Here is a 21,431-nt window from a genome sequence, read left to right as displayed (position 1 = left end):
AGCTGCACTTGTTATTTATAAGCTAACTGCTGATTGTCGGCCTCTACTGCTTGTTTATACTGAGCATTGAAATCATTTACTTTCTCTTTGGTTACAAAATCTTTTTTGAAAATCAATTCACGCTTAACAATAACGGTATTGCCTTTTGGAAAACTATTGAGTTTATAACTAAAATACTCATTATCTATGGAAAGAGGCTTGATGCCTTCCATTAGCTTTTTGCCTTCTGGAAAAGACAATTCTATTTGCTCGTCAGTCCTGTCTGCCCAAAATAATTGGATTAGATCAATACCAAAATGCCTAGGATCTGTGATGGTCAATGAAGAAGGCGGGATGGCAGTTGTCCAAGGCAAAGAAAATATATTCATTCCAGCTACTGGCTTACATACTTTTAGTAAATTATAAGCTGAAGTTGCTTTTAAGGTGTCGGAAACTGATGTTTTAGGATCTAAGTTCTCAAAGCTCAAAGAAACTGCTTCGTTGTCAGGGAATCTAGCACTAATTTCTTCTTTCATTTTTTTCAATTGATCTTTAACCGAAAGATCCTTATAGCTAGAACGTATTGAGCTTGCCATTGAACCTGTACAGAAATTAGTTTCGGTAATGTACATGTTTGCATCCTTAATAGTTACTTTAGTTTGGTAGCTCATGCGGTTCTGCACCCTATTTTTAGGCTGTAGTTTAATCAGTTGATTGCTATTTTTATTGATAGGTAGGATGGGAGCTCCTATATCCTGATTGTTGAATGAAGAAAAAGGTAAAAAGTTAGAAGTAAGTTCTATGTAGTTTTCTATCCCATTAACATTGGTTTTAGCAATACAATGGTTAAAGTCGATACTAGGTAGTAATAAGGTATTTTGACCATTGTCTCTTGTTCTTACCAATACCAATTCTGCATCTATTCCCACCTGTTTACACATGGCCACAAATAAAGTGGAAACGTCTTTGCAATCACCTATTCTAGAATTAATTACGGTAGCTGGCGATTGAGGGACAATACCACTTTGTCTAAAGGAGACAGAACTGTAGGAGATGTTTTGGGTAATGTACTGATATATCTTTTTTATTTTTTGTGTATCATTAAGCTGTTGCCCAGCGAAAAGTTCATTTACTAATGTTTTAATCTCATAGCTGCTTCTGGCTTTTGCTGTTGCTAGGTTGTTATACCAATCGGCAACAAACTGCCAGTCTGGTATGGTAGATAGGTAAAGTATATTCGCAACATCATCAAGAGGCGGCATTTTGTCTTCGTAGGTCATGCCTGCATTTTTTTCGGCTTTCCAAGTATATAAATCAAACTCGTCTGCATCAGTTTTAAGAACTGGTATTTCTGATAAAGAAAATTTATGATTGAATTTTTTGTTCTTGCTTATTAACAATGAAAATTTGGTGTTCACATACGGGGTTCCGTGAGAGAAGTAAAACGAAGTCCAAAAGTGTGATGCTAGGCTGCCTACATTGTAATTTCTCAATTTATATCGTATGTTGATGACATCTCCAACTTCTAGGTTAGTAAAAACAAGCTGATTGTCACTTTGCTCGGCTGGTGTTTTACTGCCATTTGATTTAATGGTTTCGGCAATTTCTACGTTTAAATTCTGGTCGCTGTTATAGGAGATATTATATTGCTTATAGGTTTCTAGTCCTTTTTGAGTGAGTATTTTTGCGGTAAAAAAGTGCTTTTCTTCTGAACCACCGTTTTCATAAACCACCGATTGAACTTCTTCGTTTAAAATAACCGAGTGGTCATCTGGGTAATCTTGTGCTTTTGGAGCATTTTTAATGATGGCAACAACATCTGGCTGTTCAAAATAACTGAATACGTCTTTGTTTTTCTTTAACCTTCGTAACTGTTCTATTGCATCATAATAGTTGGGGTTAAGGCTTAGGGACTTTTTGTAAGCTTCTTCGGCTTTAGTGTTTTCTTTGCGTGCCTCATATATTTTACCCAGTGTGTGGTAATAAGAACCAATATAAGGAGCTAAAGCTATTGCTTTATTAATGTACTCTTCGGCTTTATCGTATTTTTGCAACGCATAGAACTTTTCGCTCAAATCGCTATAAATTCCAGTACTTACAGGATCTGCTTTTAGTTTTTCTAAATACACATCTAAACCGCCTTTGCTATTTCCCTTATTGAAATAAGCACTAGCTAAAACTGTAGCATATTCATAATCTTCATTATCATTTAGATACTTAACCAGTACGCCTTCTGCTTGTGAATTCTTTTTCACTTCTTTTTCTAAGATGTACTTGACGTAAGAAAAATTTCTATTATTTGGCCAATTTTTGTAAGCCTTTTCTACTAAACTGAAAACTTTATCTTGTTCATTTCTCTTCCCCGATATACCAATTTTTTTGCTGACGATGTCTTCATCCTCCCCAAATCTTTTCTCCAATTGCATCATAATTTCCTCTGCTTTATCATAATTTTCTTGGTTATAATAGTCGCTATAGGTTAATCTTAATGCATAAGTACTTTGCGGGTCCGAAGTTTTAATTTGTTCCTGTAAGGTTTCTACACCAGTACGATTATCTTCTTTAGAATGAAGGGTAATCATCAAAGTGTTTAGGTAGGTGCTTTCAGGAAATTTTTGCTTTAATTTTTCAAGGATAATTCTTGGTTCAAATACGAAATCATCTCTTAAGTAGAGTTTAGCCAATAGCAGCTGGTTAAGGTAATTGGTGGTGTCGGCAGCTACTAGGTTTTTAAAATAGGCATAGGCTTTTGGGGTAATGCTTTGCGCCTTAAAACTTTCTTCTTTTTGGTAAGGCTGGTATTCATTAATATGGGTAAGGCCAGGGATTGGATAGCCATTGTTGTCGGTCAGCCTTAGCATAAAATTGGAATTGCCTGCATAACTTTCTCCTATTTGTATCAAAATTCGGTTGTAACCTTTATTTAGCTTTAAGGTAGAGATATATGAGTCCAAGTCATTGTTTCTTTCTTCAGCCTCGGTAATAATCAATTGGTCATTAACCCATACTTTTACAGAACCAGATACGCCAATTCTAAGCTGACCTTCTATTTCGGAAGGGGCGTTAACAAAGGTTTGAGCAAATAGGATGGCATTATACGAATCGTCATAAAATGTAAAGTCAAACCATTTTTCTCTTTTCAGGTATGGTACTTTTCTCCAGCCGAATTCAACGTTCTTTTTGCCCGTAAATTTGGCATCCATTTGCGGATGATTAATCGGAGCATAATTTTTATCAAAGCCGCTGGTTGATATGTTTTCAAATGTGCTCGTAATTAGCCAATGGTCTAAGTTTCCAATTTGTGCAAACGCCTTTTCAGATTCTGCCGTTTTTTTAACATTTAGATAATGTTTCCCGATCACCGAAGAGGCCATCGCGTTCAATGAACCATCAAAAGATTTGTTCTTCACGATTTCATTCATCAGCAGCATTGCTTCAGGACGTATTTTGCTGTAGCTACTGTTTACCGCTGGACTGCGCCACAATGCAGAAAGATAAGGTTCTACATTTTTATTGCCTACATAAAATTTTTGGAAATAGTTGAATGCGTCATCATTTTTTTGCTCAAGCTCGGCAAGTAAACTTAAGGATAGATTGGCATCGTTAGCAAATTGAGGTTGTTTGGCTAGTTCCTCAAAGCTTTTTTTGGCAGCTTCGGTATCATTTTTTAAGAAGCTTTCCCATGCACTTTTTAAACTGTTTTGAGCGTTAGCAGAAAAACAAAGTAAAAGTGAGATCGATAATGAATAGATAGTTTTCTTCATGTGCCAATAATAATCATTTTTTTAGTGACTATATCTTGGTTAGAAGAAAATTTAAGAGCTAACTTTCTCTATCCATAATTTGCTTCGCCAATTGCCTTAAAAGGTTTTTTCTATCTTCCGAAACGGCGATTTGATACAGTGCTTGATAAGCTTTGTTTAAATATTTTTCCATCTCTACATTCGCTTGTTCTTTTACCTGGTAACTGTCGTATAACTGAGTAACTGCTTTAACTTTGATTTCGGTGTTTTCGTGATCGCCCAAAAGGGTAGGCAGTTCTTCTGGCTGTACCAGTGCCTTCGCGGTGAGGTGTAGGAATGTTTTTTTATTGGAGATGATGTCACCACCCACTTGCTTGCCGAATTTCTCTGGGTCGCCGTAAACATCTAAAATGTCATCCTGTAATTGGAAAGCTACGCCAAGGTTTTCTCCAAATTGATACAGTAAATCTGCATTTTTTTCATCGGCACCGCCTACAATAGCTCCTAATTTCATCGCTCCGCCCAACAAAACTGCTGTTTTCAAGCGAATCATTTCAATGTATTCTGGAATGCTTACATTATCTCTGGTTTCAAACTCCATATCCAGTTGTTGCCCTTCGCAAACGCCCTGAGCGGTTTGGTTAAAGGTATCAAGCACTGGTTTTAGCACGCTTATGTCAACTTTGGATAAGTGTTTGTTGGATTCGACCATCATCACATCGCCACTTAAAATGGCATTGTTTACGCTCCATTTTTCGTGTACAGTTTGCTTACCACGTCTAAGTGGTGCATTGTCCATAATATCATCGTGCACTAAGGTGAAATTATGGAAGGTTTCAATGGCCAAGGCAACGTCAATCGCCTTTAACGGCTCATCGGTAAACAGCTCTGTCGCCATCAATACAACAACGGGCCTAATGCGTTTGCCGCCTAAACTCATAATGTATTTAATGGGGTCATATAAATCAGCTGGCTTTGATGGATAAGCTAATTTAAATATCTCGTTTTCAATAATTTGTTGTAATTCTGTAGGGCTGTGCATTATTATGGATCTATCATGGTACCAAACGCCGATTTGCTTTCCATCATTTTAATGGAAGATTCCTCTAAAGTGGTTTGCTTCACAAAGGGGTTGTCTTTCCAAAAAATTGGGTTGTACGCAATCGATTCGATGATGGCTTTATCTTTTACGTTTTTGGTTAGTTCAGTAAATTTTTGTGTGTTGAGTGTTTTGTCTAGCTGATATATGGTTAACATCGAGCTGATGACGGGTGTTAATGTTCTGCCGCCAGCAATTAAATTAAGATATAGCTTGGTGGAGATATTCTCAATCACTGGGATTGGTGTTTTCTCTCCGTTAAAAGTAGCTATAGTAGTTGCTATTGGAGGTATTTTGCTGGATGAACCGCTAAGTTTGATGGGTAGATTAAAAATGCTATTCTCCAATCGGTAAATTTTAAGGTCTTCTACGCCGATATAATAAGTTGAATTGATGTAGAATTGCTTTTTGTTGCCTTTGTATTTGCAGGAAACCACTGCAATATCCTGATTTTTCTGTTCGATGTATTTCTCTATAGAGATTTCGAAATCATTCAAGCTTTTTAGGGTAACTGTTTTACCTGTCTTCTTTTCTTCAAACAGATAGCCTGCCAGAGAAAAGGTAAGATAGGATTGATTGCTCATCGAAAAGGCGATCCCATCATTTGTTTCTGCAAATCTGCTTTGCTTGGCGATCCAACCTTTTACTTTAGATAGATTAAATTCCAAATCGTAGAAAAGCTCATATACTTGGCTTGGTTTGCCATTTAATGAAGTCAACTGACGATAAAAGGCATTGCCGTAAAAATGTTGGGTGCTAAATCCTGCGGCTTTTTCCAGCGCGGCTTTAACCAGTTTTAAACCGCGATAGGGGTCAACCACTACAGGTTTTAAATTGATTGCTGCAGGCTTTAATTTAACTATTAGATTGTTTGCAGGCCCGTTGAGTTCTTGCTCTAGCATAAAGTAACTCACATGGCTGTATCTTAATTTAACTGGAAAATTGACGTTTTTAAGGATAAACTCTCCCGCATCGTTAGTTACGGTAGTGTTGTTGGTGCCCATCACACCAATAGAAACAAAAGGAATCGCTTCGCCAGTGATCTCATCAACCAGTTTACCCTGAATGGTTTGGGCTTTGATTGTGGTGAACACAAACAGCAAAAAAACAGTTAAAAGGCAGTTACGCATCAAAGTGAATGAAAGGCCAAAGGTAAAAAATCAGACCGCAGAAATGAAATCAACACTGATTTAGTCCTGTACCAATGAAAAATCTATTTGTCGCTTAGAAAGGTCTACTTTTTTCACTTTAATCTGCACTTCGTCACCAAGCTGGTATTTGCGTTTCTTGCGCTGTCCGATGATGCAATAGTTTTTCTCATCCAATACGTAGAAGTCATCACTAATATCGCGCAATCGGATCATGCCTTCACACTTATTCTCTTCAATTTCTACATACATTCCCCATTCGGTAACACCTGAAATTATACCAGTGTACACAGAACCAATATTGTTTTCCAAGTATTCGGCTTGTTTGTATTTTACGGAAGCTCTTTCTGCATCTGCCGCACGTTTTTCCATTGCTGATGAATGCACACTAGCTGCTTCATATTCTTCGGCATTGGCCGATTTTCCACCATCCAAGTATAGCGCAAGTAGTCTATGCACCATTACATCAGGGTATCTACGGATAGGAGAGGTGAAGTGTGTATAATAATCAAAAGCTAAACCGTAGTGGCTTGTCTTTTTGGTCGTATAAATGGCTTTTGCCATGGAACGGATAGCCAACGAAGTCAAAATATTCTGCTCCTTTTTGCCCTCTACATTTTCCATCAGGTAATTAAGGGATTTGGCAATGTCCTTGTCAGATTTTGTACTAATTTTATAACCAAACCTCGAAGCGAAACTGGCGAAACTAGTTAAGCTTTCCATATTTGGCGAATCGTGTGTACGATAAACGAAAGTATATTTTTGCTTGCCTTTTCCTTTTTTCGCTATAAATTCTGCCACTTTTTTATTAGCCAGCAACATAAAATCTTCAATGAGCTTATGGGCATCTTTACGTTCTTTTACGTAAACGCCAATGGGCTTGCCAAATTCATCTAATTTGAACTTCACCTCGGTGCTTTCAAAACTGATCGCACCATTTTTGAATTTAGCGTCTCTAAGCACGTAGGCCAGCTCATTTAGTTTCAGGATTTCTTCTGCATAATCTCCTTGTTTAGTCTCAATTACCTGTTGCGCTTCTTCGTAAGTGAAACGTCTGTTCGAATGGATTACCGTACGGCCAAACCATTGATCAAGGATATTTGCTTGGTCGTCGAGCTCAAAAACAGCGGCAAAGCAAAGCTTATCTTCATTTGGACGTAACGAGCATACACCATTACTCAATCGTTCAGGAAGCATTGGGATTACCCTATCTACCAAATAAACAGAGGTAGCCCTATGGTAAGCTTCTTTATCTAAATTAGAGTTAGGTTGTACGTAGTGAGAAACATCGGCAATGTGTACGCCAATTTCGTAATGTCCATTCTCCAATTTTTTGAAAGAGATGGCATCATCAAAATCTTTGGCATCAATCGGGTCTATCGTAAAAGTAACCGTATCTCTAAAATCTCTTCGTCCTTTAATATCGGCTTCACTAACCTGTTCTGGAATGGCGTTAGCTTCTTTTTCTACTTCGGAAGGAAAGCTTAATGGAAAACCATATTCCGCCAAGATGGCGTTCATCTCGGTATTGTTTTCGCCTTGGTCTCCTAAAATATGGATGATTTTGCCAATTGGATTTTTAGCGCCTTCTGGCCAATCTGTTAAAGCCACTTGTACTTTTTGTCCATTTTTGGCACCATTTAAGTCACTTAGCGGTACGAAAATATCGTGTAGCATTTTCCTGTCATCAGGGATGACAAATGCAAAGCGATCAGATATTTTGGCAACACCGATAAATTCGGTTTTAACTCGTTTAATAATTTCAACGATTTCACCTTCATTTCTTCTGCCGCCACTTTTCTTAGCAAAAACATATACTTTTACTTTATCACCATGAAGGGCATTTCTGAGCTTTCTTGGCGCAACAAAGATGTCTTTTTCAAATTCGTCATCAGGCACAATAAACGCAGAGCCATCCGCAGTCATATCCACAGTACCCGTGATAAAAGTTTTAAGGTCTTTAAGTTTGAATTTTCCTCTTTCGGGCCTTACAAATTTTCCCTTTTCTGTTTGTTCAATCAAAACCTCTAAAATTGTGTCGATAGATGTTTTATCGCTAAGATTTAAACGTGATGCTACCTGCTTATGATTAAGTGCAATGTTTTTGTTTTTTTCAAAAATATCGCTGATGAGCTGAGTGAGAACAAGTTTGAATTGAGCATTCTTATTTTTTGCCATAATCGTTTTCCAATTGTACCGAAGATAACAAATGTAACCATAGGAAAGGTTTTTTTAATCTAATAATAATTACGATTCAAATAGGTGTTTAATGAAAAAGGCCCGATTTTACTCGGGCCTTTTCAAAAAAAAATTAACAATTATATCAACTAGGATTTTTTAAGGTTGAATACGTAAGTTCCTCTGTTGCCACAAGCTACAAATACATAGCTACCTGCAACTCTAGAACTGATTACGTTAAAGTCGCCACCAAAAGTACTTGAGAAGTGTGTTTTAGCAAGAACTTTGATTTTGTTGTTTTCAATTTGCGCTACCACTAAGCTGTTTCCAGTAGAAACATAAATTTTGTCAGCAACAATTGAGATTGAATTTACCCATCCGCCTAAATCTACTTGATCTAAAAGCTGACCATTTGTTTTATCTACGTGGATAAGGTAGTAGTTATTTCCAAAAAGGAAATTACCGTTAGTTAAAGAAGCAACGCTACCGATATTTACTTCGTTGCTTTGGATTGGCCACCATTTGTAAGTTGATTGTGCCGCTGTATTCGCATCTAAAGTAGTATAGCTATAACCATTGGTAGCAATGATATCGTTGTTTGAGAAAGTGATAGATCTAGCTCCACCGTAAGATTGGAAAGCAGTTCTGCTTGCTTTTTGTCCAGCAAATGAAATGATACTTACACCTCCATTAGTAGAAGAAGCAGCGTATAATTTGCCATTTTGAGTATTGTATTTAACATCTTTGGTTGAGTAGCCTTCCAAGCCTACTACTTGAGGATCTTCTAAGCTACCACCGTTAGTTTTAACGATACCAACTACTGCAGGTGCAGGATAGCTATAGCTTTCGAAAGTTTTAAGGTCCATACCTAAGTAAAGGCGACCGCCCCCGTTGTTAATGCAGGTTACATCAGCATCTGGAGTGCTTACTGAAGAAATTAATTGAGGGGCACCTGATTGAATTTGGATCACATCTACACCACCACCGTAAGCAGCACCTGGTGTTTGATAAGCAATTGCGTAGTAGTTACCATAAGCTGATACTTCTAATGCGCTAAGTGCATTGTTGCTAGCTCCAATTAGTGGATTGATTTTTCCTTTGAAAACCAATTGATAAGGGAATTCAGCAGAAGCTGTAGCAGCGGTAGCTACTTTTCCATTAGTTTCTGTTGCCGCTTGAAAGTCTAAGGTTAAACCTTCATTACTCAAATCAACGCGATTTGAAGGATTGCTATTGATTTTGATGATGTTTGATGCTCCATCTTCTTTAGCCACTACTTCTTGCGTTTCTTTTTTACAAGAGTAAATAGTTGCAGTTAATAAGAGCGAGGCAACTAATAAATACTTGTTTTTTGACATTTCTTTTAGTTTTAATTGATATAATCTGAATATTCCATATGAAAAAACTGTACCAAAATCTAAAACTATTAAGAATATGCGCTTAAACACCTTTTATGCGTCATCTTTATAGCATATGGTTGTGGAACTGTGGTTTTGTATTGGGGAATTATTCTATTTTTGAGTAAGGTATTCCCCATGTTTTTTGTTTAAAAATTCCCAGGTATTGCCTCAATCAATTTTTGGGTATAGGCCGCTTTTGGATGCTCATAAATTTCTTCTGGAAAGCCTTGTTCTTCTATTTTTCCTTTATTCATAATGATCATCCGATCAGAGATGTGTTTTACCACAGCTAAGTCATGGGAAATAAATATGTAGGTCAAACCAAATTCCTCTTGTAAGTTCCTGAGCAAGTTTAAAACCTGAGCTTGTACAGATACGTCAAGTGCCGATACAGATTCGTCGCAGATGATAAATTTAGGTTTCAAAGCTAAAGCCCTAGCAATGACAATTCTTTGGCGTTGTCCGCCCGAAAACTCGTGAGGGTAGCGATTAAAATATTCGGCCCCTAAATTCACTTTTTCGAGGAGCTGTATCACGTGGGCTTTTCTCTCCATATCATTAGCAAAAACGCCATGTACAATCAAAGGTTCCATGATAGATTGTCCCACCGTTATTTTTGGATTTAGGGAAGAATAAGGATCTTGAAAGATAATCTGTATATCTCTTCTCAAGCTTCTTAATTCTTTTTTCCCAATATGGGTAATGTCTTTTCCTTCAAAAATCAATTGACCAGAGCTTGGTTCTACCAGTCTTAAAATAGTACGTCCAAGGGTGGTTTTGCCACAGCCAGATTCGCCTACTAAACCTAAGGTTTCGCCAGGAAAAACTTCAAAAGAAACGTGGTCAACAGCTTTCACGAAATCCTGAGTTTTTCCAAACAAGCCTTTTTTAATAGGATACCAAGTACATAATTCTTGTACTTTTAAAAGTGGTTCCTGTTGATAGAGTTTTTCTCTTCTTTGGTTAACTTCTTCTTTTGTATAGGCATTTTCTTCTAGCAAATGCTTTAAACCCACCGCTTTGCTTTCGTTAAGGAAATCGGCAACGGTAGGTAGTTTTTTCAATAATCGTTTGGGAGAGGGGCGACAAGCCAACAAACCTTTAGTATAGGGATGTTGAGGGTTCTCAAATAAGATTTTAGCATTGCCTTGTTCTACAATATCACCTTTATACATTACCAGAAGCTCATCGGCTATTTCGTTCATTAAACCAAGATCATGCGAAATGAAAATCATGGCCATGTTACGCTCTGTTTTTAAACGTAACAAAAGCTGCAGAATGGTTTTTTGAACGGTCACATCCAATGCGGTAGTGGGCTCATCTGCAATCAGCAACTCTGGATTACAGCTTAAAGCCATGGCAATCATTACCCGCTGTTTTTGCCCTCCAGAAAGTTGGTGAGGATAGCTTTCGAAAATATTCTCAGGCCGTGGAAGCTGAACCTCTTTAAATAAGTTAATGGTTTTATCCTTTGCTGTTTCTTTGTCGATGTTTTGGTGTAACATGATCGCTTCCCTTACTTGTTCACCACAAGTGAATACTGGGTTGAGGGAAGTCATTGGCTCTTGAAAAATCATCGAAATTTTGTTGCCTCTGTATTTCCTGATTTCCTTATCATCAAGTTGAAGCAAATTGATGGTGTCTAACTTTATTTCTCCATCTATTTGCGTGTTTTTACTGTCGTGTAAACGCATGATCGAAAAAGAAGTAACCGATTTTCCTGAGCCAGATTCACCCACGATACCTAGTACTTTTCCTTTTTCAAGGTTAAAACTCACTTTATGGACAGTTTCCAACCAAATTTTGTCTTCTTGGTTGTAGAATTTTACGGCAAGGTCTTTTACGTTAAGCATTACTCTACTAAAGTAATATTTTCTGGCGGAATTATCGGTAATCCTTTAAGGCGTAATAAAACTTGGGCTAAAGTGATGACATCATTTTCGCAATAACGGGCTATCCTATTCAGGTCCTTTTGTTGATAATAAACTTCCCTAACTTTACTGCCGTCTAGATCACCTTTAGGCGTAGGTAAATCAAAAATTGCAGCCAGTAAGTTAAGCGAAGTAAAATGCTTATGGTCACCAAATTTCCATAGCTCCAGCGTGTCGAGATGATTGATTTCCCATGGTTTCTTTCCTGATAGCTGTAATACTTTTGGAATTTTTAGGCCGTTGATCAACATTCTTCTGCACAGGTAGGGGAAATCAAATTCTTTTCCATTATGTGCGCATAACTGTAAATTGTTCGACTGGTTGTTCAATAGTTCTATGAATTGTAACAACAATAGCTTTTCGTCGTGTGCGGCAAGAGAGCGTATCCTTAAGTGGATGTGCTTTTTTTCTAAATGGAAAAAACCGATACTGATGCAAATAATTTTACCGAACTCGGCCCAAATGCCAGCACGTTCATAAAATTCAGCTGCAGTTTGTCCGGCTGGCCGTTGGTATTGGCTTTTTTGGTCCCATAATACTTGAAAATGAGCAGGCATTTCATCAAAATTCTCGTACAGAGGAACGGTTTCAATATCAATGAGAAAGATATTGTTGAGTTTGATGTGTTCTAACATAGATTAGAGGATTGGTAAATCCAATTTACTAGTTTTTTCCTAAACTATTTCTTTATGCAACTTAATATCTTCATGGTTTCAAAAACTAAAATGCTCTAAGGTGTCTTAGGTGGTAAATAATCAAACATTAAGAAATTAAGACGGGTAGTAAAGAAAAAATGTTCTAAGATGTCTTAGGTGGTTAAAAAAGATTGTTGCTTAACGTCCCTTATGTTAAAAGCAAAAAATCCCTCCCAAAAATGGAAAGGATTGATACAGCTCGGTCTTTATTCCTTGCTACTTATTCCTTAATCTAAATACTAAGTATAACCTAAAATTTTAAGTACTTGCTTACTGTTTTGCTCTTCGCCAAAAACCTCAAAGTTGAAAGTTTCATCTCTGTTGCGGCGAATAATCACATGTTTAGGGCTAGGCAATAGGCAATGATGGATACCCCCATAACCACTTAATACTTCTTGGTAAGCACCAGTATGGAAAAAGCCCAAATATTGAACTTTACGGGTACGCGGCATAAATACACTGTTCATATGCGCTTCTTGGTTGTAATAATCCTGGCCATCGCAAGTGATACCACCAAGGTTTACACGCTCATATTCCGCATCCCAATTGTTAATAGGCAATAAAATATATTTCTGGTTTAAAGCCCAAACATCTGGTAAGTTGGTAATGAACGATCCATCCAACATCAACCATTTTTCACGATCGTTTTGTTGTTTACGGCCCAATACTTTGTATAAAATACCCGAAGCTTCTGCTACAGTATATTTTCCAAATTCAGTAATGATGTCTGGTTCAACCACATCGTGTTCAGCACAAATCTCTTTAATACGTTTTACAATTTCGTTCACCATGTACTCATAGTCGAAATCAAAAACCAAACTATCTTTAAATGGCATACCGCCACCAATATCCAAGGTATCTAAATCAGGATTGATTTTTTTGAACTTGCAATAAAGGGTTACATATTTCTCTAGCTCATTCCAGTAATAAGGCGTATCAGAAATACCAGAGTTGATGAAGAAATGGAGCAGTTTTACCCTGAAATTAGGATTTGCAGCCACTTTACTGTTATAAAAATCAATCACGTCCTCTAACCTAACACCTAAACGAGACGTGTAAAACTGAGAGTCTGGCTGTTCCTCTGCGGCGATACGGATCCCTAAATTACAAGGAGTATCCATTTCTATTTCGTCATCATAAAGGTTGAACTCTTCCTTGTTATCTAAAACAGGAATGATATTCTTAAACCCATCGTGTAGCATGTCAATGATATACTGCTTATATTGAAAGGTTTTGAAGCCGTTACAGATTACTGTGATATCTTTAGAAACAACACCTTTTTTCTCTAAGGCATCAATCATTGGCATGTCAAAAGCTGAAGAGGTTTCTAGATGAATATCGTTTTTTAAGGCCTCTTCTACAATGTGCTTAAAGTGCGAACTTTTTGTACAATAGCAGTATTTATAGTCACCTCGATAGTTGTTTTTGATGATAGCAGTTTGAAACAGCAATTTTGCTTGCTGGATTTTCTTGCTAACCATGGGCAAGTAGGTAAAGCGTAGGGGAGTACCATACGTTTCAATCATTTCCATCAAATTAAGATCGTGGAAATATAGCTCATCATCTATGATGCTAAAGCCATCTTGAGGAAAGCCCACACTAAGATCAAGAAATTCGGAGTAACTCTGCATTGTTTCAAAAAATTTTTGCAAAAATGTAATTTTAATTCGAGAAATAGCTCGGTAAGCAGATTTTTTTACAAACAACAAATACGAAGGAGTTTTGCTTTCTTTTTCTCAAGGAAAGTTTTGTTCTTCAAAATGCCTCGCTTATCTCCACAATAATTAAAAAAGGACAAGAGATTACTCTTGCCCTTTTAAGGTTTCACTTGATGTTTGTTTGGTTTACATGCGGTTAGTTAGCTGGTTTTGGCATTACTGGCTCGACAGATTTTTCAATTTTAATTAGGTTTTTTGGGCTAATCAAAACTTTGTTAATGATTTCTAAAGTATTTTGTGGCAATGAAGCAATTTGCATTGGACTTGAGCCATCGTAAATAAGGAAAGCTTTTTCAGTACTTATACCTTTTTTCTTTTTCAATTCCTCTAAATCCTTCTCATATTTTTCACGAAGCTTTTTATACTCTGGAGAATTTTTAAGCTCATCCATCTCTTTCATTTTCTTTTTCCATTCTGGAGAACTGAATTTTTCAGACATGTCTCTGCCCATTTTGCTAATATCCTCCATGCTTTTTTTCCACTCTGCCGACTCAAATTTTTTGCTCAATTCTACGCCATCGAAATCAAACTTGGCTATTTTATCTTTCCATTCTTTAGAATTGAAAATCTTCTCAAATTCTTTACCGTCAAATTCAATCTTAGCCATTTTGTCTTTCCACTCCTTAGAGTTGAAGGTTTTTTCAAGCTCTTTGCTGTTAAATTCAATTTTGGCCATTTTATCTTTCCATTCTTTGGAATTAAACATTTTATCTAGTTCTTTCCCATTGAATGTAATCTTAGCTATTTTGTCATTCCATTCTTTCGAATTGAAGTATTTATCCATTTCCGCTAGTTTCATCCTAACGCTATCTGGCATTTCTTCTAATGAATGGTAAACTACATTATTGCCATTTTTATCTTTGATGATGGCTTTGAAACCTTTTTTACGTTTAACAGTATCTGTGTCTGCTTTCAAGCTGACTAATTGAGTAGGAGGAGTGCTTATCAGTTGATGAACAGAAGTAGTTTTTTGATGTTTTTTAGCAGTATTTTCTTTTTTAGTTGGATTAATCCAGGCCAATGAAACCACGGTGGCCAGCGTTAAGCAAAGGGCTAATATTTTTTGCTTCGCATTCATATAGTTCGTTTTCATATCGGTAATTCTTTTAATACGTTGATACAAGTGTTGATTATTGCCAGTAGCAGCTAGGCTAAGGGCAGGTTGGGTTTTGTCTTTGATGAGCTCCAACTTTAATAGCGCATGGGCGTAGGCAACTGGTGCACCAGTAAATTTTACTACTAAATCATCACAAGCATGTTCTCTTTCGATGTGGATAAACCTAGAGCTAAGCCATACAAAAGGATTGAAGAACAATAACGTTTCAATACCAGTTTTGATCAGGTTTAACATATAGTCGTTTCGTCGAATGTGAGAAAGTTCGTGGATCAAGATAGCTTCTACCTGTTTAATGTCGAGCTGAGCAACTAGCGCAACGGGGAAAAGAACTACAGGTTTTAAAAAGCCTATGGCCAATGGAACATTTACTTTTTCGGATAGGTAAAATTGGACTTTTTTGTTGATGTTGAGTTTTTGCAACATGGTTTGAGCAACATTGAGCCACTCTGATGGGAAATTAGAAATATTGTTGTTTTTCAGTTGTTTAAGTCTGATGTAGCCAGACACAAGCACCACTAATTGGAAGCTAATTCCCAAAACATATAAGCTTACGATATAAGGGAAATAGCTTTCGGTTTTAAAGCTCCAGCTATGTGTTAGGTTGTAAAGTTGTTGAAGCGCATGATCACTAAGTTGAACATTGCCAACAGCATCAGTTGCTTTTGAAGGCAAGTTAAATAACGATGCAAAAGTTAGACAAAAACTAATGAAAATTAGAAAAAGTGAACTCATTGCCAAGTTATGCTTCAGCCTAGCACTCATTTTAGGCTTTACAGATAATGCGATAAATAGTATCGCAAATACAATTGCACCTTGCCATAAAGAATGTAAAATGCTCCATCCAATAGCTTTAATAAGGTTGTTGATAATGGCTTCCATGATTATTTGTTTTCAAGTTTGTCTAGATATTCTTTAATTAAATCTATCTCCTCCTTGCTCGCACTTTTGTTGCCTAAAGCCTGCATCACTAATCTTGCTGCCGATCCGTTAAACACATTGTCGATCATTTTTTTAACCAAATGTTGTTGTGTCGTCTCCTTGTTCACTAACGCTTTGTAGATGTGTGTTTTTGAACTCGTGTCCCTATCAACCAATCCTTTTTCATGCATAATCTGCATTAGTTTAAGGGTAGTGGTATAACCCGAATCCTTTTTATCCAATGCTTCGTGTACTTCCCTAACCGTACAATTGCCCTTTTCCCAAAGCACTTGTAAAATTTCCATTTCGCCTTCCGTAGGCTTCAAAGTTGTGTTGCTCATCTGTTGTACGAATTTTTTCGTATTCAAATGTACGAACATTTTCGTATAATCAAAATATTTTAACAAAATTTTAACGATCTTGATTTTTCAATAAGACGCAAGCAGATAGAAAATGTTGCAGCTAATACTGTTGAAGTAGCTGAAAACACATTTTAGATAAGAATAGAGAAGGTTTTTTTTAATTTCTTTTAGTCAGCCCGTCGTATTTCCCGCTATTAGGAGGGTCAATTTCAATCAACAGGTTATAAGCTTTCATCTTGTCTTGTGGATTTGCAAGGGATAGCACATTGGTAATTTCTTCAGCTTTTGCAGCAAAATATACATTTGGAAAAATAGACCCCAACTTTTGCTGGTCCGTTTGTTTAAGGTCTGATAAAGAAGATAAGATATTTTTAGTGCCTGCACTAGCATTTTCTTGTAGTTTATCCAGCCCATTTAAATGGTATTCGTAAATAAAGGTTCTAAGCCCTTTAAATGAATTGCTAAGTAAATTTTCGTTTAACCAATATCTGTTACGCAAACCATCTACAGGTCGCCAGCCTTTTGCCCCAGCCGTTTGTGCAACATTCACCAAGTTTAAGGCTTTTTGATAATAAGGAGTGCCTCCTTGCTTTACAAAGCTATCCTTATCCAATCCGATAATCGTATAGGCATAAAATCCTAAAAGAGAACTCAAATTGCTTAGAAAGTTCTGTTCAGAAAAGTCGAGCGCTTGTCCTTCGGTGAAATTAAAGCTAAAATCCTTATCGCTCATGTTCAGCAAGGTGGTAGAGTAGGAGCTACCATATACAGGTCTGCTCGATTGAATTTGAGCTTCGGCAGTGTAATTGGCATTGCCATCCCAAGCGGTAATGTTAATTACCAAATTGCATTCAATCTTTTCCTGAGGCAAATACGTTTCGGTAGTCCACTTGTTATTGTTCATAAAATCCCTAATGGTATTTTGCAGCACATCCAAGCTTCGTCTATTGGCATTGTTAATGGTTGGGGCCAAAATTTGAACACGGGTACTCAATTCCTGTGCATGAGCAAATAAGCTGGCCAACGTTAAAAAGAATATGCCAATAGTTTTTTTCATCGATTTTTAGAGATTAGCGTTATTAATATTCATCAACTTTAGTATTTCAGCACAAATATCCTTGGCTACTTCTGTTTTCGATTTTGTTTCGAAGGCAGTTTTCTCTAAAGCTTTATTAAAGATAGTAATTTTGTTCGTTTCCGATTTAAAACCCGCACCTTTATCATTTAAGGAATTGAGTACAATCAAGTCCAAGTTTTTCTTTTTCAACTTTTCCTTGGCGTAGTTTTCTTCGTCAGTTGTTTCTAGGGCAAAGCCTACCAGCAGCTGTCCATCAGATTTTTGTTTGCCCAGGGTAGCTAAAATATCGGTGGTTTTTTTAAGCTCAATGTTAAAATGATCTTCTTTCTTTTTAATCTTTTGCTGTGCCACTTCAACTGGCGTATAATCTGCTACAGCAGCACTCATCACCGTAATATCAGTTCCGTTAAATTGAGCAATACAAGCATTCAGCATCTCAGCAGCACTAGTCACATCAATTCTTTTAATGCCATCGCCACTTTTTAGAGAAGTAGGTCCTGCAATTAAAGTCACGTCAGCACCAAGTTGATATAACGTTTCCGCCAAAGCAAAGCCCATTTTACCAGAGGAATGATTACCAATGAAACGTACAGGATCAATGGCTTCGTAAGTTGGGCCTGCGGTAACCAATACTTTTTTGCCCAATAAAGGAAGACCTTTTTTGATTTCGTTTTCTAAAAAGGCTAAAATTTCTTCAGGCTCTGCCATTCTGCCTTCGCCATACAAGCCACTTGCCAGCTCACCTTTACCAGGAGCAATCATTGTATTGCCCATCTGTTTCAACTTGACAACATTATCTTGCGTGCTTTCATGTTTCCACATATCTAGGTCCATTGCAGGAGCAAACAAAACTGGGCATTTCGCCGAAAGGTAAACTGCCGTGAGTAAATTATCGCATAAACCATTGGCCATTTTGCCTAGTGTATTGGCACTAGCGGGTGCAATCAGCAGGTAGTCGGCCCATAGGCCAAGCTCAACATGGTTGCTCCAAACGCCAGTTTCGGCCTCAAAATATTGAGTATAAACGGGGTTTTTTGAAAGGGTAGCCAAAGTAAGCGGCGTAATAAAATTACTCGCATCTTGGGTTAAAATCACCTTAACATTGGCACCAGCTTTAACCAGTAACCTCACCAGCAAAGCCGATTTGTAGGCGGCAATACTGCCACAAACGCCAAGGATAATGTTTTTATTTTTCAGCATCTGAAAGCAAATATAGATAGAAAATCCAATAGCTTAAAAAGCATTTAGCCACAGATGTACAGATTTTGGAATCTCTGTATACCTGTGGCCAGTTATCATAAAGTATTGCCTAAGCAATAATACTATTTTTGCTCTTTACTAGGGTTTCTGTGGTAAACCTTGTCATTTAAGAACTCGTCGATGGCAATTAAGCTAGGCTTAGGCAAACGCTCATAGTGCTTGCTGATCTCGATTTGCTCTCTGTTTTCAAAAACTTCTTCCAAATTATCGTTAGACGAAGCAAACTCCGCTAACTTGCCATGAAGTTCTTCTTTCATGTTGTTCGAAATCTGATTAGCTCTCTTAGCAATAACCACTAAAGACTCATAGATGTTGTCGGTTGTCCTATCCAAATCATGAACATTTCTAGTAACCGTAGTGTTTGGTATAGCTGGTTTTGGAGTACTCATTTTATTTTTGTGTTTTATTATCTAAATTCTTGTTAGTAGTAGTGTCTTTTTTCTTTTTGTCGCTTTCTTCTAGCGCTTTGTATTTAGCTATCATCGCAGCGTTTTCAGCGAGCTGTTTTTTAGCGTTAACAATGCCACTCTCGCTATCTTGTTTCAACTGTTTAGCCTCTTTGGCATATTTGCTATCAGGGTAGGCCTCCATAAACTCGTTATAATACTCAATCGCTTGCTCAAAACGTTCTTCCTGTCTGTTGGCATAACTGTTTTTAGCATACATAAATTGAGCCTTAACAATCAATAAGTTCATTTCCTCAGCATACTTAATATCAGGAAACTCAATTTGAGCATTTTTAAGTGCTACCACAGCCGATTTGTAGTTGGTAATATCATAACCACCTAAATCATAGTAAAGCTTAGCATTGTCAAACGCTTTAGTTTCCAGTTTGTCCCTTAAGTTCGCAATATACTGTGCAGCTTGTTTAGCCCTGTCACTTTTAGGATAAAGGTTAATAAATAACTGTAACGCATCAATTGCCTTGTAAGTATTCTCTTGATCTAATGACGATTTAGGAGAATCTAGATAATAACAATAAGCGCCCATGTATCGGCACTCCTCTGCATTTTTACTTGCAGGATAAGTGTCGGCAAACTCCTTAAACTTATAACGAGCAGTAGTGTAATCCTTTAAACGATATAATGTATAAGCATAATAATAGTTTAAGTCTTCCGCTTCAGCAGTACCACGGTACTTTTGAACCAGACCCTCAAATAAGATCAACGCCTTGTTATAATCCTTTTTATTATAAAGTCTAATCCCTTCTTGATATTTCTTGGCCACGTCATTGCTCAAACGCAATTTTTCGAAACGACTTTTGCACGCCCCCATGCCCATAAGCAGAACGGCGATGCCACAAATAATAAGGTGTTTAATTTTAAACATTTTGCAAAGATAAGGTAATAATACGACAACGTCAATTAAATAATAAGGGCTAAACTAGTTAAACCCTTTGCAGCTTTAAAATACTTAACAAATTTTAACAACCGCTAACCAATTTTTGAAAAGCAATAGCACCGCTACTATATAAGGACAGTCCCGCCGTTCATTCCAATCTTTTTGTTTTTATTAGTCATCCTGAACGCTAGTAAAGGATCTGGTTGCTTATACAGACTAAAAAGAGCTTCTGCGTTCCTCGGAGTAGAAAAAAACAAAAAGGATTTCCATTCCCGTCGGGTTTAGAAAGCAACTTAAATGCTAATGGTTAAAAGAGCATGTGCTCTGGTGGAGCGGTAGATGATCAAAAAGAGATGCAATGCTTCTCCATTAATTTTTATAAATTAGGGGTTGCTATCGTATTACCTCCATCAATATCCTTTCCAAAAGTCCGTAAAACTTCGTACAAGTGCGTAGAAGTCCGTATAAGTGCATGCATTTTGCACTGTAGTTGGTCTTTTAATCAAGGGTAGCTTTACTTTAGCTATACTCAATTGGCTTTATATATATGTGTATTGCTAAAACATGACCATGAAAATATCTAAATGATCCATAATATATGTGTGGAGTATATCGTGTCCCAAGAAACCAGACGTTCCAGACAAACTTTTCTGTGTAAGCTTGGTGTGATGGAGGTGCGCTGCATATTTAAGATTTGTATGCTGGAATTTCCAGGCATACTCTCTTTGTTGGGTAGATTTGTTTTTGTGAGCTCTTAAATGATGGATTGACGAAGGTATTGGCTTATGGAAGCAGAGGGTTAGATGGAGTTGTGGCAAAAAAGAAGAGGTTGGAAGTGACCCGTAAGAAACATTTTGTGCTAATGCTTCCTTTGTATTATAGTAAGGTGGGCCTAGTTTTCAAGTAAAGTTTTTAATATATATATGATACACGTCTGCCTAATTATGGTGTGAGAGTTGAGCTTAATTAATAGATGTATATATATGTATTATTTTCCCTCCATGGAAGGGAGTGATGGAATAGGAATGTTGGCCGCGCATGTAGTATATGATTAGGTTTGTCGTATGTATGATATTGTATAGGTTATTTGCCCCGCATTATTATTAAGCTATGGCCATCCTATCTTTTCGATTTGCGATACGGAGATGAAGCCTCTGTTGCCTTTGATATCTGTGACTTGTGCTGAAGCTCCCATATTCATTTCTTGTGGACGAAAGAAATGGTCCTTTCTTTTCATTTTTGGCTATTTCTTTGATGTTTATTCATTGAACCGCATTTTTTCCTGTTGTTTACCAGGGTCTTATGTGGATTTTTGCCATAAAAAGGGTTTTGTGTGTTGCGTACGGGATATATTTTCCTACCTTTGCACTCCGCTTCGGAGGAAGAGGGGCTGATGAAAAGCTGCAACAAACAGGAAGAAAAAAAGTTTTATTTTTTTCTTGCGGAAAGTGAAAGTTTTCCTAC

Annotated in this window: 15 protein-coding genes; all 15 read right to left on the bottom strand. The window is 37.2% G+C overall.

All coding sequences use genetic code 11. The features are described from left to right. Positions 1-11 precede the first annotated feature (11 nt). A complete protein-coding gene (locus DUT70_RS16935) occupies positions 12-3,743 on the bottom strand; it encodes a transglutaminase domain-containing protein (RefSeq protein ID WP_113648555.1) in 3,732 nt (1,243 codons plus the stop codon). Positions 3,744-3,801: 58 nt separating this feature from the next. Then, a complete protein-coding gene (locus tag DUT70_RS16930; protein WP_113648554.1) occupies positions 3,802-4,764 on the bottom strand; it encodes a polyprenyl synthetase family protein in 963 nt (320 codons plus the stop codon). 2 nt (positions 4,765-4,766) lie between these two features. Continuing rightward, positions 4,767-5,951, bottom strand: a complete 1,185-nt coding sequence (locus DUT70_RS16925) for a carboxypeptidase-like regulatory domain-containing protein (protein WP_113648553.1) — start codon at positions 5,949-5,951, stop codon at positions 4,767-4,769. Between the two features lie 60 nt (positions 5,952-6,011). Beyond that, positions 6,012-8,147: a ribonuclease R gene (gene rnr / locus DUT70_RS16920; RefSeq protein WP_113648552.1), complete on the bottom strand. Its 2,136-nt coding sequence runs from the start codon at positions 8,145-8,147 to the stop codon at positions 6,012-6,014. Positions 8,148-8,296: 149 nt separating this feature from the next. After that, positions 8,297-9,505 (bottom strand): hypothetical protein, encoded by a 1,209-nt coding sequence (locus DUT70_RS16915; RefSeq protein ID WP_113648551.1) that lies wholly within the window; start codon positions 9,503-9,505, stop codon positions 8,297-8,299. Positions 9,506-9,693: 188 nt separating this feature from the next. After that, complete coding sequence (locus DUT70_RS16910; protein WP_113648550.1) at positions 9,694-11,400, bottom strand: ABC transporter ATP-binding protein; 1,707 nt, start codon at positions 11,398-11,400, stop codon at positions 9,694-9,696. Next, entirely contained in the window at positions 11,400-12,113 is a 714-nt protein-coding gene (locus tag DUT70_RS16905) for a 3'-5' exonuclease (RefSeq protein ID WP_113648549.1), read from the bottom strand. Before DUT70_RS16905 ends, DUT70_RS16910 begins: the two co-directional genes overlap by 1 nt. A 299-nt stretch (positions 12,114-12,412) precedes the next feature. Then, complete coding sequence (locus tag DUT70_RS16900) at positions 12,413-13,804, bottom strand: arginine decarboxylase (RefSeq protein WP_113648548.1); 1,392 nt, start codon at positions 13,802-13,804, stop codon at positions 12,413-12,415. A 223-nt stretch (positions 13,805-14,027) separates the two neighbouring features. Further along, complete coding sequence (locus DUT70_RS16895; protein ID WP_113648547.1) at positions 14,028-15,887, bottom strand: M56 family metallopeptidase; 1,860 nt, start codon at positions 15,885-15,887, stop codon at positions 14,028-14,030. Positions 15,888-15,889: 2 nt separating this feature from the next. Continuing rightward, positions 15,890-16,267 carry a BlaI/MecI/CopY family transcriptional regulator gene (locus DUT70_RS16890; RefSeq protein ID WP_113648829.1) on the bottom strand — a complete coding sequence of 126 codons (378 nt, stop codon included), beginning with the start codon at positions 16,265-16,267 and terminating at the stop codon, positions 15,890-15,892. Between the two features lie 178 nt (positions 16,268-16,445). Continuing rightward, positions 16,446-17,345, bottom strand: coding sequence for a type IX secretion system protein PorD (gene porD / locus DUT70_RS16885; protein WP_113648546.1), 900 nt, complete (start codon positions 17,343-17,345; stop codon positions 16,446-16,448). 6 nt (positions 17,346-17,351) lie between these two features. After that, on the bottom strand, positions 17,352-18,566 hold the full coding sequence (coaBC, locus tag DUT70_RS16880; protein ID WP_113648545.1) for a bifunctional phosphopantothenoylcysteine decarboxylase/phosphopantothenate--cysteine ligase CoaBC: 1,215 nt from the start codon (positions 18,564-18,566) through the stop codon (positions 17,352-17,354). A 122-nt stretch (positions 18,567-18,688) separates the two neighbouring features. After that, on the bottom strand, positions 18,689-19,015 hold the full coding sequence (locus DUT70_RS16875; protein WP_113648544.1) for a DNA-directed RNA polymerase subunit omega: 327 nt from the start codon (positions 19,013-19,015) through the stop codon (positions 18,689-18,691). 1 nt (position 19,016) lies between these two features. Next, positions 19,017-19,955: an outer membrane protein assembly factor BamD gene (locus DUT70_RS16870; RefSeq protein ID WP_113648543.1), complete on the bottom strand. Its 939-nt coding sequence runs from the start codon at positions 19,953-19,955 to the stop codon at positions 19,017-19,019. A gap of 1,120 nt (positions 19,956-21,075) precedes the next feature. Beyond that, a complete protein-coding gene (locus DUT70_RS21510) occupies positions 21,076-21,204 on the bottom strand; it encodes a hypothetical protein (protein WP_262512187.1) in 129 nt (42 codons plus the stop codon). Positions 21,205-21,431: the final 227 nt, after the last annotated feature.

This window comes from Pedobacter chitinilyticus (assembly GCF_003313385.1).
GTDB lineage: Bacteria > Bacteroidota > Bacteroidia > Sphingobacteriales > Sphingobacteriaceae > Pedobacter > Pedobacter chitinilyticus.
This window is presented reverse-complemented; position numbering and strand designations above follow the sequence as displayed.